This window comes from Porphyromonas bennonis DSM 23058 = JCM 16335 (genome assembly GCF_000375645.1).
GTDB lineage: Bacteria > Bacteroidota > Bacteroidia > Bacteroidales > Porphyromonadaceae > Porphyromonas_A > Porphyromonas_A bennonis.
In genome coordinates this window covers 1-15,867 of the sequence record NZ_AQWR01000038.1, presented here as the reverse complement: position 1 = coordinate 15,867, position 15,867 = coordinate 1, and the positions used below count along the sequence as shown (strand labels likewise).

Sequence of the window (15,867 nt, the reverse complement as noted above, 5' to 3'; positions counted from 1 at the left end):
CCCGACAGGGGTGCCCGCTCCATAGCCACGGGTCAAGGGGCGTAGCCCCGAAGACCCGTGGACCGGGCAATGCAAGCGATCCCGCGACCCCGCTAGGGTGTCGCACTGATTGACTGACTGGTATGTGCGACACCCTGGCGGGGTCGTATACCTTGAATGCGTCGTCGTTTCCCGGGGTCTTCGGCACTTCGTGCCTCGACACCCGGTCTAAAAAGCGATGATCCCTCCGGGGCTTCGCCCCTGCGGGATCGGCAGGCGGTAGCAGCATGGCTGGGATCAGTCGACAGGATTGAACAGCGACAGGGATGATCCCTTCTTTGCCTTAAGACTCAAATGCGTCACCCCTCGGGAGGAGGGCAATTGGATATTTTTTTCTAAAATAAATAGGTACCTTTGCGTGTCATTGGTACACACAAGAGAGATATCCAAAAAAAAATAGAGTAGCGATAGTATATGGCTCAAGAGATCAGTATCAAGAAGGGTCTCGACATACGACTGGCAGGCGACGCATCTGAGGAGGTGATCCCCTCCTCTGTCGGGTCGTCCTATGGCGTCAGTCCGACATCCTTCCCGGGGCTACAGCCCCGCCTGTCTGTGCAGGTAGGCGATCGTGTAATGGCCGGCAGTCCTGTCCTCTACCACAAGTCCTGCCCGGAGATGGTCCTCGTCTCCCCCGTCAGCGGCGAGGTGGTGCAGGTGGTGCGCGGTGCGAAGCGCAGGATCCTCTACGTCGAGATCAAGGCAGACGCCGACGTAACGTATAAGGACTTCGATGTGACGGACGTCACCTCGCGGAGTCGTGAGGAGATCCTCTCGCTCCTGATGCAGAGTGGCATGCTCGCCCTCCTACGCAAGCGGCCGTACGATATGGTGCCGGACCCGACGGAGAGACCGCGGGACATCTATGTCACCGCCAACTTCACCGCCCCACTCCTGCCCGACACGATGGCGCTCCTCGGAGAGGACAAGAAGTATCTCCAGATCGCTGCCGATGTGCTGGGCAAGCTCACCGAGGGCGATGTCTACATGGGCTATGCGCCCGGAGAGGCTCTGGGGCTGAAGGGCGTCCGCGAGTATGAGGTGAAGGGTCCCCACCCTGCCGGCAACGTGGGCGTGCTGATCAATCATACCCGCCCGATCAATCAGGGGGAGGTCGTCTGGACCCTCTCCGTGACGGAGATGGCTCTGCTGGGACGCTTCCTCACCACCGGTCACGTAGACCTGACGAAGCGTGTCGCCTGCGCCGGTACCGGTATGGAGAAGAGAGGGATCACTGTCGTCCGCGCCGGCGCTAAGGTCGAGGACATTGTCTCCGACAAAAAGGCCAATACGGCTGAGCACCTCCGCCTCATCGACGGGGATGTGCTCACAGGACTGCAGGTCACCGATAGCCACCCCTTCCTCTCCACTCGGACCAATATCATCACCGCGATCCCCGAGGGGGACGAGACGGTGGAGCTCTTCGGCTGGATGGCTCCGGGACTGGACAAGTACTCCGTCTCGCGTACCTTCACCTCCTGGCTCACCGGGAAGCGTAAGTACACCATCGATGCGCGTCTCCACGGCTCGGAGCGCCCGCTGATGTTTAGCAACGAGTACGACAAGGTCTTCCCGATGGACATCTTCCCCGAGCAGCTGATCCGCGCGATCATCACCTTTGACATCGAGCGGATGGAGCAGCTGGGTATCTATGAGGTGGTGCCGGAGGACTTCGCTCTGTGCGAATTTGTCGACACCTCCAAGCTGCCCCTGCAGGCTATCGTGCGCGATGGTCTGGATCAGCTCTATAAGGAGATGAATTGATCGATGGACCGGCGTGAGTGCTCACGCCACACAATCCCATAGTAGAGACATACATGAATTCTTTTAAGAAAAAGTTCGACAACTTAGCACCGAAGTTTGAGAAAGGCAAGCCGATGCACTGGGCGAAGTCGCTCTATGAGGGCTTTGGCACCTTCCTCTTCGTGCCCACGGAGACAAGTCGTCGCGGCGTCCACATCCACGACAGCATCGACATGAAGCGTGCGATGATCACCGTGGTGCTGGCGCTGATCCCGTGCGCCCTCTTCGGTATGTACAACCTCGGCTACCAGCACTTCCTCGTGACAGGTCAGCTGGTGGAGTACGGCTTCTGGAGCCGTCTCTGGTACGGCTTCCTCGCCTTCCTGCCCCGCTTCCTCGTCTCCTACATCGTCGGTCTGGCGATCGAGTTTGCCGACGCGCAGATCAAGGACGAGGAGATCTCCGAGGGATATCTCGTTACCGGATTTCTCATCCCGCTGATCGTGCCATGGAGCGTGCCGCTCTGGATGCTCGCCCTGGCGATCGTCTTCTCGGTCATCTTTGCTAAGGTGGTCTTCGGCGGCAGCGGATACAATATCTTCAACGTCGCCCTCGTCACCCGCGCCTTCCTCTTCTTCTCATACCCGAGCAAGATGTCCGGAGACGTCTGGGTACCGACCGGTCGCGCACTCGGCTTTGGCGGCAGCGACCAGGTGGTGGACGGCTTTACCGGTGCCACCCCGCTCGGTCAGGTAGCCACCTGGACGGAGGAGACCGCCGGCACACTTACGACTGCCCTCGGCCAGCCCCTCACCTCGTGGGACATGATCTCCGGACTGATGCCCGGATCGATCGGTGAGACCTCGATCATCGCCATCGCCATCGGTGCGCTGATCCTCCTCTGCACCGGCATCGCCAGCTGGAAGATCATGGTAGCCACCTTTGGTGGCGGCTTCCTGACGGCACTGATGTTCAATGCCATCGGCGCCACCCCCGCCATGACCCTGCCCGCCTGGAGTCATCTGATGCTGGGAGGCTTCGCCTTCGGTGCCGTCTTCATGGCGACCGACCCGGTCACCGCCAGCCGCACCGAGACAGGTAAGTGGATCTACGGTCTCCTGATCGGCTTCTTCGCCATCTGCGTCCGTGTGCTCAACCCCGGCTACCCCGAGGGTATGATGCTCTCGATCCTGCTGATGAATGCCCTCGCCCCGCTGATCGACTACTTCGTCGTGGAGGCTAATGTCAGCCGTCGCACGAAGCGCGCCAATAAGGCGGCCGCCACACACGCCGAGGCGATCTCCAAGTAATCCCTGAAGGACGATAAAAGACTATGAATAAGGAAAACAACGGTTATGTGATCCTCTATGCGTCTGTGATGGTCATCCTGGTGGCCGTAGGGCTCGCCTTCACCTCACAGTCCCTCAAGGATCGACAGATCGACAATCAGAATATCGACAAGATGGAGCAGATCCTCCGCTCCCTCGGCATCTCCGGGGTGGCTAAGGATAAGGTGATCGACACCTACAACGCTACCATCACCGACGCCTACCTCGTCGATCGCGAGGGCAACGTCATCGAGGAGACCCGCGGCACCGGCACGACCGATCCCGCCTTTAGCTACGACATCGCTGAGCTCCGCACCCCTGCCGAGCAGGAGTGCTACCCGGTCTTTGAGGCCTCGCTCGACGGACAGAAGGCCTACGTCATGGCGCTCTACGGCGCCGGTCTCTGGGGTCCCATCTGGGGCTACATCTCCGTCGCAGGTGACGGGGACAACGTCCTCGGGGCAGACTTCAGCCACGCCAGCGAGACCCCCGGTCTCGGTGCTGAGATCACGCACGAGCCCTTCAGCGGACAATTCCGCGACAAGCACCTCTACCGTGATGGGAGCTTCACCTCCATCGCCGTCGTCAAGCCCGGTAAGATGGACGAGAGTCGCGACTATGTCGATGGTATCTCCGGTGGCACGCTCACCTCTAAGGGAGTCAATAACATGCTCCTCGACGTGCTGACGCAGTATGAGCCCTTCCTCAATAACCTCAAGCAGCAGAATAACTGATTATGTCAAAGCTAAAGAATAAGGACATCCTCCTCGGACCGATCAGTGGCAACAACCCCGTGATCGTCCAGGTGCTCGGCATCTGCTCCGCTCTCGCGGTCACCTCGAAGCTTGAGCCCGCCATCGTGATGGCGCTCTCGGTGACGATCGTCGTCGCCTTCGGCAACGTCATCATCTCCCTCCTCCGCAAGACGATCCCCAACTCCATCCGCATGATCGTGCAGCTGGTCGTCGTCGCCGCCCTCGTGACCGTGATCAGCGAGGTACTCAAGGCCTACGCCTATGACCTCAATAAGCAGCTCTCCGTCTTTGTCGGACTGATCATCACCAACTGTATCCTCATGGGTCGGCTCGAGGCCTTTGCCCTCGCCCATGGTCCCTGGCAGTCCTTCCTCGACGGTATCGGCAATGGTGTCGGCTACGGCATCATCCTGATCATCATCGGCTTCTTCCGTGAGCTCTTCGGCTCCGGGACGCTCCTCGGCTATCAGGTAATCCCCGATAGCTTCTATGCCGCCGGCTATATGAATAACGGCCTCATGATCCTGCCGCCGATGGCGCTGATCCTGATCGCCTGCATCATCTGGGTCCACCGCAGCCGTCACCACGAGCTGTGGGAGGAGGAGTAAGCCCTAAGGCTCAAGTGTATCACATAGAGAACAATCGATTATCATTATGGGAGAATATCTAAGCCTTTTCGTCCGGTCGATCTTCGTGGATAACATGATCTTCGCCTACTTCCTCGGGATGTGCTCTTTCCTCGCCATCTCGAAGAGTGTGAAGACCTCCATCGGACTCGGTGCCGCCGTCATCTTCGTCATGACCCTCACCGTGCCGATCAACTGGCTGCTCGAGAATTATATCCTCAAGCCCGGTGCTCTCACCTGGCTGGGACCAAAGTTTGCCGAGGTGGATCTGAGCTTCCTCAGCCTCCTGATCTTCATCGCCGTCATCGCCTCCTTCGTCCAGCTCGTGGAAATGGTCGTGGAGCGGTACAGCCCGGCGCTCTACAACTCGCTCGGCATCTTCCTGCCCCTGATCGCGGTCAATTGCGCCATCCTCGGCGGATCGCTCTTCATGCAGCAGCGTGCCTTCCCCACCGTGGGACACGCACTCACCTATGGCTTCGGCTCCGGCATCGGCTGGGCCCTCGCCATCGCCTCCATGGCCGCCATCCGCGAGCGGATGAAGTACTCACGTGTACCCAAGGCACTCAAGGGTCTCGGCATCGCCTTCATCATCACCGGTCTCATGGCCTTCGGCTTCATGAGCTTCTCCGGTCTCGCCCTCTAAGTCCTCGTCAGAGATCACCCTTTTTACCCAAGGAAACAAGAAAGAAATGCTACTTGCAATATCTACTACAGCGATCCTGACGAGTGTTGTCGTCTTCCTCATCATCATCCTGCTCCTCGTCGTCGTCCTCCTCTTCGCCAAGGCGAAGCTCGTGAAGGTCGGCAATGTCGAGGTGACGGTCAATGACGACAAGACCTACACCGTACCCATGGGCGGCACGCTCCTCAATACGCTCCAGAACCAAGGCATCTTCCTCTCCTCCGCCTGCGGAGGTAAGGGCTCCTGCGGTCAGTGCCGCTGCCAGGTGATGGAGGGCGGAGGCGAGATCCTCGCCACCGAGGTGCCCCACTTCTCCCGCAGGGAGATCAAGAACGACTGGCGTCTCTCCTGCCAGGTCAAGGTGAAGGACGACATGAAGGTCCGCGTACCGGAGTCCGTCTTTGGCGTCAAGGAGTGGGACTGCACCGTCGTCTCCAATCACAACGTCGCCTCCTTCATCAAGGAATTTGTCGTCGCACTGCCCAAGGGCGAGCACATGGACTTCAAGCCCGGTAGCTACGCCCAGATCACCATCCCCGAGTACGACATCAGCTACTCCACAATGGAGGTGGATGAGAAGTTTAAGGGCGAGTGGGATAAGTTTAAGCTCTGGCCCCTCACCGCAAAGAACGAGGAGGAGACCACCCGTGCTTACTCCATGGCCAATTACCCCGAGGAGGGCGACATCATTATGCTGAATGTCCGCATCGCCACGCCGCCCTTTGACCGGAAGAACGGTGGCTGGATGAAGGTACCTCCCGGCATCGCTTCGTCCTACATCTTCAACCTCAAGCCGGGTGACAAGGTGCGCCTCAGCGGTCCTTACGGAGACTTCCACATCAATGAGAACTCTGACGCCGAGATGATCTACATCGGTGGTGGTGCCGGTATGGCGCCGCTCCGTGCCCAGATCCTCTGGCTCTTCAAGACCGCCCACACGACCCGTAAGGTCTCCTACTACTACGGAGCCCGCTCCAGGATGGAGATCTTCTACGAGGAGGACTTCCGCGAGATCGAGCGAGAGAATGAGAACTTCAAGTTTGTCATCGCCCTCTCCGCCGCTCCCGAGTCCGACCACTGGACCGGTCCTACCGGCTTCATCCACCAGTGCCTCTACGACACCTACCTCAAGGATCACCCCGCTCCTGAGGACTGCGAGTACTACATGTGTGGCCCCGGTCCGATGACCGCCTCCGCACTCAAGATGCTCGATGACCTCGGCGTACCGGACGAGCAGATCTACTTCGACAACTTCGGCTAATCCGCCGATCTGATACCCAATAAAAAAAGGGGTGCTGCATCTCATGTGAGATGCAGCACCCCTTTGATTTATCTTCTGTACCTTTGGGATATGCTAAGCGACTACTCATTCATACCAGACCTCTGCCTCAGCCTCCCCGGCGCTGTCGAGGAGTACAAGGAGTCGTGGGACGCCGTACTCTACCGCGTGCAGGGGCGGATCTTTGCAATGGTGCTGGAGGACCACGAGGGTAACCCGCTTCTCAATTTCAAGAGCGACTTCGGGGAGGTGGCACCACTCCACGCTCGGTACGACGCCTTAATGCCCGCCTACCATATGAGCAAGAAGCACTGGACGTCGCTCCGACTCGACCTCGACTGCCCGGAGGAGATCGTGCGTCACCTCATCATCCGCTCCTACGAGCTGGTGGTCGCCGGACTACCGCGCCGCGACCGCGACCTCCTTGCCCGCGCTAGCCAGTAGAGCAAACCGACCATCCACGGCGGATCTGTAGTATTACTTGCTCTGGTGGCTGAAGATACGAAATAGCTTCTCCAAAAGTGGTTTCCGCGAAAGCCCCGGCAGCATGAGCGAAGGGCGAGGGACAGGGCATACCGGATCCCACACGTTAGACAGGACGGAGGCATTTGAGCTCTACTGCGTCACCCCCCGGGAGGGAGTGGGTGCATTTACGATTACACGCCGAAAGTGGTATCTTTGTCGTGCTTGAAAATGCATCTTTCAATATTGATATAGATAACACTTATGCTTGATGTCGTCACCTGGACTCTGGACCCGATCCTGCTGGAGTGGGGAGGGCTCCGCGTCGGATGGTACAGTATCCTCTTTGCCTTCGGGCTGATCGTCTTCGGCTACGCGATCGTCAGCAAGATGTGGCAGCGGGAGAAGCTCCCGGAGGACTGGCTGACCGCCCTTTTCTACTACGTCGTCATCGGCACGATCGTCGGGGCGCGACTGGGGCACTGCCTCTTCTACCAGCCGGAGTACTACCTCGCCAATCCGAGCGAGATCCTGAAGGTGTGGCACGGCGGACTAGCGAGCCACGGCGGCGTCCTCGGCATCATGATCGCGATCTACATCTACTCTCGGCATGTGACCCATCGGAGTATGCTCTGGACCTTTGACCGGCTCTGCGTCCCCGTGGGGCTGGTGGCGGGTATGATCCGCCTCGGCAACCTCTGCAATCACGAGATCTACGGCCACGCAACGGACGTACCGTGGGCCTTCCGCTTCATCACCAATATCGGTGAGTGGAGAGCGGGAGCTGAGCCGATCTTCTCGGCACCGTCGCACCCGACACAGATCTACGAGGCAACCTTCTACTTCCTCGTCTTCGGGCTGATGCTCTGGCTCTACTGGCGGAGGGACGCGCAGAAGCACGTGGGGCTGATGTTTGGCATCACGATGGTGCTGATCTTCACCTTCCGCTTCTTTATCGAGTATCTGAAGAATGATCAGGTGCCCAATGAAGCGATGACCGGGCTCAGCATAGCCAAGTGGCTTGCCATCCCGTCTGTCCTGATCTCTATCGGCTTCATCGTAGCCCTGCTGCTGAAGGGAAAGAAGTACCGCACCCCGGTCCTCTGGGTGGTCGGCGTGTCGCTGCACCTGATCTTCTTTGGCATCCTCTACCTCCTCCACCGTCCCGAGACGGAGACAGCAGTCTCCCAGGCGCTCAATATCGGTCAGTGGCTCAGCATCCCGATCGTCCTCCTCGGACTATGGTCGATCTGGTACAGCCTCACCTGTAAGCGGCCGGCAGATGGTCGCATCGTATAACTTTCATTTCCACACTCACAAGATAAGCAATGGAACCCATCATAAAAGTCAATAACTCCACCTACTACCTCGGCGTCAACGATCGCCAGACAAGATTCTTCGAGAACCTCTGGCCGATCCCCCACGGGATGGCGTACAACTCGTACCTGATCAAGGATGAGAAAAACGTCCTCCTCGATACCGTCGACATCACCTACACCGATCGCTTCCTGAGACAGCTCAAGGCGGCTCTCGCAGGCGACAAGCTCGACTACATCGTCATCAATCATATGGAGCCGGACCACTCCGGATCCCTTGGGCTGATCCTGAGCCACTACCCGGAGGCAACCCTCGTCGTCAATCGTCAGAGCAAAAAGATGCTCGAGGGGTACTTCGGCGAGGTGGAGCATGTCCTCGAGGTGAGCGAGAAGGAGACGCTGTCGATTGGTTCGCGTGAGCTGCGCTTCATCACCGCACCGATGGTCCACTGGCCGGAGGTGATGTTTACCTACGACCCCAAGGAGGAAACCCTCTTCAGTGCCGATGCTTTCGGCAGCTACGGCACGGTGGACGGCGGGATCTTTGATTACCAGAGGAGCGACACGGAGCATCAGATGAATGAGTGCACCCGCTACTACTCCAATATCGTCGGAATGTATGGCCCCTTCGTCCAGAAAGCGATAAAGAAGGTGGAGGCCCTCCCGATCAAGCAGATCTGCTCCGTCCACGGGAGCATCTGGCAGGAGCGTATCCCGGAGATCCTGAGCCTCTACGACCAGCTCGCTGCCTACGGATCGGAGCCGGGTCTGGTACTCGTCTATGCGACTATGTACGGCCACCTGAGCGAACTCGCCGACACGATCGCCCACGCCGCCGGGAGGGCAGGCGTGACACCGGTGAAAGTCTACAACCTCGCCAGCCAAGACGTCTCCTACGCCATCAGCGACATCTTCCGTTACTCCGGCGTGATCATCGGCTCTCCTACGTACAATAATAACCTCTACCCGAAGATCGAGGAGCTGCTCTCCAAGCTGGAGATGCGCAAGGTGTCCCCCCGCTTCTTCGGTCACTTCGGCACCGGCTCATGGAATCCCAACGTCGCCGGTAAGCTGACCGACTTCGGTGAGCGGATGAAGTGGACCACCGTCGCCGACCCGGTGACGATGCTGATGTCCATGGCCGACGATAAGGAGGCTGAGGGTGTCCGTCTCGGGGAAGCGATGGCTAAGGCGATCCTCTCCGGCACCCCTGAGATAGCTAAGTAAAGTTTTCACCAACACATTCGCATAACCTTATGAGAGTAATTATAGAGCAGGACAAGGCGGCTATGTCCAAGTGGGCCGCCAATCACATCATCGAGCGCATCCGCACCTTTGCCCCCACGGAGGACCGCCACTTCGTCCTCGGGCTCCCAACCGGCGGGACCCCTCTCGGCACATACGCTGAGCTGATCCGCCGCCACAAGGCTGGTGAGGTATCCTTCCGCCACGTGATCACCTTCAATATGGATGAGTACATCGGTCTGCCGAAGGAGCATGAGCAGAGCTACTACTCCTTCATGTGGACCAATTTCTTCTCCCACATCGACATCCTCCCGGAGAACGCCCACATCCTCAATGGTAACGCCGAGGACATCGAGGCGGAGTGCGAGCGGTACGAGGCGAAGATCAAGGAGGTAGGCGGCATCGACCTCTTCATGGGCGGTATCGGTCCCGACGGGCACATTGCCTTCAACGAGCCCGGCTCCTCGCTCACCTCACGCACTCGTGTGAAGAGCCTCACCACCGACACGATCATCGCCAACTCGCGCTTCTTCGACAACGACCTCAATAAGGTCCCCAAGACCGCTGTCACCGTCGGCGTAGGCACCGTGATGGATGCCCGCGAGGTGATGATCCTCGCCAATGGGCACAATAAGGCACGCGCCATCCGCGAGGTGGTCGAGGGTCCCGTGAGCCAGCGCTGGACCATCACCTGCCTGCAGCTCCACCCCCACGGCATCATCGTCTGCGACGAGGAGGCGTGCGACGAGCTGACGGTCGGCACCTACCGCTACTTTAAGGACATCGAGAAGGACAACCTCTGATCGCTCGGTGATACTGTCTGTATCCTAATGGGAAAAAGTCGACTCGCATAAGCCGGGTATCCATCATCCGATATATTCACTACCTTTGCAGAGGGCATAGGGCCAGTGTCGTATGAAGGACAAAGCACAGAGCAATATCGACTTAGCAACTCGGCTCCTCAACGACGAGGATGACTACAGTGCCAATGCTAGTATTCACTGCTCCTACTATGCAGTAGTTCAGTATATGAAGCATACGCTCGCCAGTGATCCCCTAAGACCCATCTCGCTGAGAGATCAGGATGCAAATGCCGGGGGAGTCGGCTCGCACAACTATCTCATCACAGAGACAGCAACTAGACTATCACAGGATGTGACGTGCCAGCTGGCATTCCGGCGGAGGGTGCGAAACCTAAAGCAACTCAGGGTGGTGGCGGACTATAAAAGCACTGTCCTTGGTCAGAGGAAAGGAAAGAGATGCCTGGAGGAGGCGAAGTCACTAATCAAACAATTTGAGGACTATTTAGAAGCATCATGACGAATAATAGAGTTGAAGAGATACTCGTCGAGGGACTTAAGCAGCTGATCAAGAAGTACGATTGGCTGGAGGTCAGGTACGAGTACTCCGAGGAGAGGGGAGTCTTCCTCGTCAGCTATGGTCCCAAGAGTGAGACTTCCGGTAGCGAAGACTTCGCATCAGATGCGATAGCCTTTGAGGACCGAGTCAATGACTTATTTGGTGACGATGCCCCTCTCTTCTGTAATGGAGAGGAGCTATTTGAGCTATCTCCCTCTGCGCACACTTTGGGGGCTCGTAGTAGTGCGAGCCTTAGTACCTTCTCAACTGATGTGACCAAGTCCGCTACCTTATGGACCTGCCCGACAGGTGACCACCTGCACCGGAGCTACTATCAGACTAATAATGCCATCGTGATGGCTGCATAAGGATCTAGGAAAGACAAATGAGCGATACATCTACCACTACTGCCCACTTTAGCTTCAACGGGTACCACGTATCTGAGGCAAGGCTAAAACTTGAGAGAGGAGAGACCTCCGGCACCTTTCAGCTCAGCATTGACCCCTCCGGGAAGCTGATGAGAGAGAAAAAAAAGCTGGAGATCACGCTGGGCGTATCAGTGAGTGATACCCTCAAGACCACTGACCTATTCTTTAGGATCACTGGATTCTTCACCTACGAGACGGAGGATTTCGAGGAGCTAAAGCAGTATGTCTGCATCAATGGTCCTGCGATCTTATTCCCCTACATCAGAGCCTATGCGACAAATATCACGGCACTATCCGGAGGGAGTCCTGTGGTGATGCCCACACTCAATATGCAACCTATTGGACAAAGACTACTAGACTCTATGAGTGAGGAATTTCCCTCGGACAGCAAGACTGAATAATTCCTATTGATTGTACCGAAAGAGTGATACAGGAGAGGCTCTCTTGTATTGCTCTTTTGTTTTCAGAGAATCTCAATAGGGACATCAAAATTTCATTACCTTTGGCACCCCTTGGAGTCAAGGGACAATTGTACAACTCACCACGAGAAGAGATGGATAAGAAGAGAGAGCTGATGGGACTGACGGATGCGGAGGTGCTTCGCAGCCGGGCGAAGCATGGCGCCAACGTGCTCACCCCGCCCGCCAAGGAGCCGGTCTGGAAGCAATTCCTCGAGAAGTTTACCGACCCGCTGATCATCATCCTGCTGATCGCCGGGACGCTCTCCGTGGGGATCTCCTGCTGGGAGTACTGGGGGCTGGACACCGAGGCGGGGGCATCGGTCTTCTTTGAGCCCATCGGCATCTTCATCGCCATCCTCCTCGCCACCGGCATCGCCTTCTACTTCGAGCGGCAGGCGGACAAGGAGTTTGCGATCCTCAATCAGGTCAATGACGACGAACCGGTGGAGGTGCTCCGCAACGGCATCACGACGATGATACCCAAGAGAGATCTCGTCGTCGGCGACATCGTCCTCCTCGACACCGGCTCCGAGGTGCCGGCTGACGGGCGACTGGTGGAGGCGGTCTCGCTCTACGTCGACGAGTCGACCCTCAATGGTGAGAGCGTCCCGTCGCTCAAGTCCACCCGCGAGGCAGACTTTGACCCCGGCGCCTCCTACCCGACCGATATGGTGCTGCGGGGGACGAAGGTGATGGACGGGCACGGAGTCTTCCGGGTCACCGCCGTGGGGGACGAGACGGAGAATGGGAAAGTCTACGTCGCCGCTCAGATCGACGACAGCGTCAAGACACCGCTCAATAAGCAGCTCGATGGACTCAGCCTCCTGATCACCAAGGTGAGCTACATCCTCGCTGGGATGATCATCGCCGGACGGATGATCAGGTACTTTGACTGGGAGCCGATCTCGTGGCTGCTGGTGGTACCGACGGCCCTCTTCTTCCTCCTCGTGAGCCGAAAGTTTGGCCGCTGGCACTGGACGCTCAATACCGGCATCATCACCGGCTACTTTGCCATCCTGATGACCGGCTCCATCGCCCTGCACAATCAGCTACTGCCCGGGGCAGACCTGACACTCCTCTTCTCCTACACCCTTGAGACGCTGATGATCGCTGTCACCGTCGTCGTCGTGGCGGTGCCGGAGGGACTGCCGATGGCGGTCACGCTCAGCCTCGCCTACAATATGCGCCGGATGCTCAAGACGAGCAACCTGGTCCGCAAGATGCACGCCAGCGAGACCATGGGCGCCATCACCGTCATCTGCACCGACAAGACCGGGACGCTCACGCAAAATCGGATGAGCGTCGCCGAGTCGCACTTCTACGGGCTCGGCGCTGAGCAGACCCTCGGGAGCGATGAGGTGTCGCAAGGGATCAAGGAGGGGCTGGCGGTCAACTCTACCGCCGATCTCGATGAGAGCGACCCGGAGCGGCCGGAGGTGCTCGGCAATCCCACCGAGGGCGCTCTGATCCTCTGGCTCCGTGACCGGGGGATCGACTACCGCACGCTGCGCAAGTCGGCCGAGGTGATCGATGAGCTGCCCTTCTCCACCGAGCGTAAGTATATGGCGACCTTAGTCCGCTCTGCCCTCCTCGGGGGCAAGGTGGTGCTCTATGTCAAGGGCGCCCCCGAGATCGTCTACCGGCTCTGCTCCCGCACAGAGAGCGGCGTGACGGAGGCGGAGATCCAGCAGCAGCTGACCGACTACCAGAGTCAGGCGATGCGGACGCTCGGCTTCGCTTACAAGGTCCTCGATGCCCCCATACCGCTACAGGGTGACGGCGTGACCCTCGAGGGGCTCACCTTCCAGGGCATCGTGGCGATCAGCGACCCGGTGAGGGAGGATGTCAAGGACGCCGTGGAGGAGTGCCTCGGTGCCGGCATCAACGTGAAGATCGTCACCGGCGACACCCCCGCCACAGCTCGCGAGATCGGGCGACAGATCGGCCTCTGGAGCGAGGACGATGGGGAGGAGAGCATCATCACGGGGAAAGACTTCGCCGCCCTCACCGACGACGAGGTCGATGCGCTGGTGCCGGGGCTAAAGGTGATTGCCCGCGCCCGACCGATGGACAAGAAGCGGCTCGTGGAGTCGCTCCAGCGGCTCGACCAGGTGGTGGCGGTGACGGGCGACGGGACCAACGATGCCCCGGCGCTCAAGGCTGCTCACGTCGGACTCTCGATGGGCGATGGCACCTCGGTTGCCAAGGAGGCCTCCGACATCACCATCATCGACAACTCTTTCAGCAGCATCGGTAAGGCGGTGATGTGGGGTCGCTCGCTCTATCAGAATATCCAGCGCTTCCTCCTCTTCCAGCTCACGGTCAATCTCTCCGCCTGCCTCATCGTGCTCGTGGGTGCCATGATTGGCACCGAGTCACCGCTGACAGTGACGCAGATGCTCTGGGTCAATCTCATCATGGACACCTTTGCCGCCATGGCTCTCGCCTCGCTCCCGCCCTCCCCATCGGTCATGCGTGAGAGACCGAGGGACCGGGACGCCTTCATCATCACCCGGCGTATGGGTCGGGCCATCATCGCCATGGGCGGGATCTTCTTCCTCTTCCTCCTCGCCCTACTCTACCACCTCGAGCATGCCGATGTGACCGCCCTACGAGACCTCGTCACCACACGACCGGGAGCAGCGGACGGACTGACGCCCTACGAGCTGACGCTCTTCTTCACCACCTTCGTGATGCTGCAGTTCTTCAACCTCTTCAACGCCCGCGCCTTCGCCACAGGACGCAGTGCGCTCCACTTCAAGGGCTGCCGGGGACTGCTCTCCATCGCCGGTGTGATCCTCCTCGGGCAGATCGCCCTGATCGAGGTCCCCGGACTGCAGCGCTTCTTCAATACCGTCGAGGGCGGGCTGAGCCTAGAGGACTGGCTCCTGATCATCGGCGTCACGTCGCTCGTCCTCTGGATCCCCGAGCTGGGGCATCAGCTCCGCCGACTGGTACGGAGAGCAAGTGGGGCTGCCTAATCATCAGTACCCCCTCGGCTGAGTCGGTGATGAGAAGCGATTGCAAAGGTACGACCTACCGATGAGGCAAAGTCTCTCTCTGTCTCCATCTGTCTCCTCAGGGAAGAAACTGTCTCCTCGAGACATGTGCGGCTAATTCGCATTTTGATGTGCTGGGGGGGGGGGGAAGAGATTACCTTTGTTGAGGAGACAATAGATAACGGACCAGGCAGTAGTTTTAGCTTATGGAAACAGCAGAGATAAGGGATCTGATATCGGCATTTGTTCCGGAGGAGATCCTCCGCGACTTTGAGCTGAAGGAAGTGAAAAAGGAGTGCGGGGTCTACCGACTCTATATGGACGAGAAGGACGACGAGAGCCATTATCCCCCTGAGCTGGCGGAAGCCAAGGAGGTGGTCCGATGCGGATATATGAATCCCTGCGAGATCCAGACTTTTCCCATAGCAGGTTGCGAGGCTTTCATCTATATACGACGGCGTCGGTGGAAGGAGAAGGGTGGTCGAGAGTCCTATTTCAACACCTACAAATACACGATCGAAGGGATCAAATGCACACCGAAATTCGGTGCTTTTTTAAAAGAAATTGGTCGAGGGGAAGCCGATCAGCATTGGTAATATCGCTTATGTCCTCGGGACGGATGCGAAGCGTCTTGACCGGTGGTACAAGGATTACCTGAGTGGCTTCCGTGAGGCAGAGCGGGACGGCAGGATCTATCAAGATGATATCGAGGTCCGGCGAGAGGGAGGACGAAAAAAGATCAGGGTGCCGATCCTCAAGGAGTCAAACGTAGGCTCCTACATGGCGATCGATGAGAAGACGATCGACGGCGTCTGCTACACGATCATCAGCAACCGGGAGACGAGCAAGATCGCTCTGATGGCCGATACGCTCAGGATCCCCGAGCTTCGGCAGGTCCTGTCAAAGTTTCCGGTCAAGACCAAGATGAAGGTCTTGAGTGTGACTCGGGACATGGCTCCGAATTACGACTGGCTGGCGAGGACGACCTTTCCCAATGCCTATCTGGTGGCGGACAAGTTTCACGTCCTCCGCGAAATCCTTGGGCAGCTCCAGAGTGTCCGAATCCGCCACCGACAAGCGATCCTTGCCCTTGAGCGGAAGAAGAATAAGACGGTAAAAGAGAAGCTGACCCTGCAGGAAAA

At 58.3% G+C, this 15,867-nt stretch carries 15 protein-coding genes and 1 pseudogene; all 16 read left to right on the top strand.

Annotated elements, in window-relative coordinates:
* Positions 1-453: 453 nt before the first annotated feature.
* The gene (locus B088_RS06790; protein WP_018107665.1) at positions 454-1,803 is read left to right on the top strand and encodes a Na(+)-translocating NADH-quinone reductase subunit A; all 1,350 of its coding nucleotides are present in this window, start codon (positions 454-456) and stop codon (positions 1,801-1,803) included.
* Between the two features lie 53 nt (positions 1,804-1,856).
* Positions 1,857-3,092: an NADH:ubiquinone reductase (Na(+)-transporting) subunit B gene (locus tag B088_RS06785; protein WP_018107664.1), complete on the top strand. Its 1,236-nt coding sequence runs from the start codon at positions 1,857-1,859 to the stop codon at positions 3,090-3,092.
* Between the two features lie 23 nt (positions 3,093-3,115).
* Positions 3,116-3,844, top strand: coding sequence for an NADH:ubiquinone reductase (Na(+)-transporting) subunit C (gene nqrC / locus B088_RS06780; RefSeq protein ID WP_018107663.1), 729 nt, complete (start codon positions 3,116-3,118; stop codon positions 3,842-3,844).
* Positions 3,845-3,846: 2 nt separating this feature from the next.
* Positions 3,847-4,473, top strand: coding sequence for an NADH:ubiquinone reductase (Na(+)-transporting) subunit D (locus B088_RS06775; protein ID WP_018107662.1), 627 nt, complete (start codon positions 3,847-3,849; stop codon positions 4,471-4,473).
* Positions 4,474-4,519: 46 nt separating this feature from the next.
* Positions 4,520-5,137 carry an NADH:ubiquinone reductase (Na(+)-transporting) subunit E gene (gene nqrE, locus B088_RS06770; RefSeq protein ID WP_018107661.1) on the top strand — a complete coding sequence of 206 codons (618 nt, stop codon included), beginning with the start codon at positions 4,520-4,522 and terminating at the stop codon, positions 5,135-5,137.
* Between the two features lie 46 nt (positions 5,138-5,183).
* On the top strand, positions 5,184-6,437 hold the full coding sequence (nqrF, locus tag B088_RS06765; protein ID WP_018107660.1) for an NADH:ubiquinone reductase (Na(+)-transporting) subunit F: 1,254 nt from the start codon (positions 5,184-5,186) through the stop codon (positions 6,435-6,437).
* A gap of 90 nt (positions 6,438-6,527) precedes the next feature.
* On the top strand, positions 6,528-6,899 hold the full coding sequence (locus B088_RS06760) for an MmcQ/YjbR family DNA-binding protein (RefSeq protein WP_018107659.1): 372 nt from the start codon (positions 6,528-6,530) through the stop codon (positions 6,897-6,899).
* A 282-nt stretch (positions 6,900-7,181) separates the two neighbouring features.
* Positions 7,182-8,000, top strand: a pseudogene (gene lgt, locus B088_RS06755) (prolipoprotein diacylglyceryl transferase); the annotation flags it as partial.
* Positions 8,001-8,245: 245 nt separating this feature from the next.
* On the top strand, positions 8,246-9,460 hold the full coding sequence (locus B088_RS06750; protein ID WP_018107657.1) for an FprA family A-type flavoprotein: 1,215 nt from the start codon (positions 8,246-8,248) through the stop codon (positions 9,458-9,460).
* A gap of 29 nt (positions 9,461-9,489) precedes the next feature.
* Positions 9,490-10,281 (top strand): glucosamine-6-phosphate deaminase, encoded by a 792-nt coding sequence (gene nagB, locus B088_RS06745; RefSeq protein ID WP_025082197.1) that lies wholly within the window; start codon positions 9,490-9,492, stop codon positions 10,279-10,281.
* Positions 10,282-10,393: 112 nt separating this feature from the next.
* Positions 10,394-10,798 (top strand): hypothetical protein, encoded by a 405-nt coding sequence (locus B088_RS06740; protein ID WP_018107655.1) that lies wholly within the window; start codon positions 10,394-10,396, stop codon positions 10,796-10,798.
* A complete protein-coding gene (locus B088_RS06735; protein WP_018107654.1) occupies positions 10,795-11,205 on the top strand; it encodes a hypothetical protein in 411 nt (136 codons plus the stop codon). The genes B088_RS06740 and B088_RS06735 overlap by 4 nt, the downstream gene beginning before the upstream one ends.
* Positions 11,206-11,222: 17 nt before the next feature.
* Positions 11,223-11,666, top strand: a complete 444-nt coding sequence (locus B088_RS06730) for a protein-export chaperone SecB (protein ID WP_018107653.1) — start codon at positions 11,223-11,225, stop codon at positions 11,664-11,666.
* 152 nt (positions 11,667-11,818) lie between these two features.
* Entirely contained in the window at positions 11,819-14,707 is a 2,889-nt protein-coding gene (locus B088_RS06725) for a cation-translocating P-type ATPase (RefSeq protein WP_018107652.1), read from the top strand.
* 224 nt (positions 14,708-14,931) lie between these two features.
* Entirely contained in the window at positions 14,932-15,321 is a 390-nt protein-coding gene (locus B088_RS06720) for an ISAon1 family transposase N-terminal region protein (RefSeq protein WP_018107651.1), read from the top strand.
* A partial coding sequence (locus B088_RS06715) for a transposase (RefSeq protein ID WP_018107650.1) occupies positions 15,290-15,867 on the top strand: 578 nt, incomplete at its 3' end. The genes B088_RS06720 and B088_RS06715, both read left to right, overlap by 32 nt.

Bases quoted from the DNA above. Each gene is read 5' to 3' on its own strand.
- B088_RS06740 (WP_018107655.1), top strand. From the start codon at position 10,394: ATGAAGGACAAAGCACAGAGCAATATCGACTTAGCAACTCGGCTCCTC.
- nqrE (WP_018107661.1), top strand. From the start codon at position 4,520: ATGGGAGAATATCTAAGCCTTTTCGTCCGGTCGATCTTCGTGGATAAC.
- B088_RS06785 (WP_018107664.1), top strand. From the start codon at position 1,857: ATGAATTCTTTTAAGAAAAAGTTCGACAACTTAGCACCGAAGTTTGAG.
- nqrC (WP_018107663.1), top strand. From the start codon at position 3,116: ATGAATAAGGAAAACAACGGTTATGTGATCCTCTATGCGTCTGTGATG.
- B088_RS06720 (WP_018107651.1), top strand. From the start codon at position 14,932: ATGGAAACAGCAGAGATAAGGGATCTGATATCGGCATTTGTTCCGGAG.
- nqrF (WP_018107660.1), top strand. From the start codon at position 5,184: ATGCTACTTGCAATATCTACTACAGCGATCCTGACGAGTGTTGTCGTC.
- B088_RS06760 (WP_018107659.1), top strand. From the start codon at position 6,528: ATGCTAAGCGACTACTCATTCATACCAGACCTCTGCCTCAGCCTCCCC.
- nagB (WP_025082197.1), top strand. From the start codon at position 9,490: ATGAGAGTAATTATAGAGCAGGACAAGGCGGCTATGTCCAAGTGGGCC.
- B088_RS06735 (WP_018107654.1), top strand. From the start codon at position 10,795: ATGACGAATAATAGAGTTGAAGAGATACTCGTCGAGGGACTTAAGCAG.
- B088_RS06750 (WP_018107657.1), top strand. From the start codon at position 8,246: ATGGAACCCATCATAAAAGTCAATAACTCCACCTACTACCTCGGCGTC.
- B088_RS06725 (WP_018107652.1), top strand. From the start codon at position 11,819: ATGGATAAGAAGAGAGAGCTGATGGGACTGACGGATGCGGAGGTGCTT.
- B088_RS06790 (WP_018107665.1), top strand. From the start codon at position 454: ATGGCTCAAGAGATCAGTATCAAGAAGGGTCTCGACATACGACTGGCA.
- B088_RS06730 (WP_018107653.1), top strand. From the start codon at position 11,223: ATGAGCGATACATCTACCACTACTGCCCACTTTAGCTTCAACGGGTAC.
- B088_RS06775 (WP_018107662.1), top strand. From the start codon at position 3,847: ATGTCAAAGCTAAAGAATAAGGACATCCTCCTCGGACCGATCAGTGGC.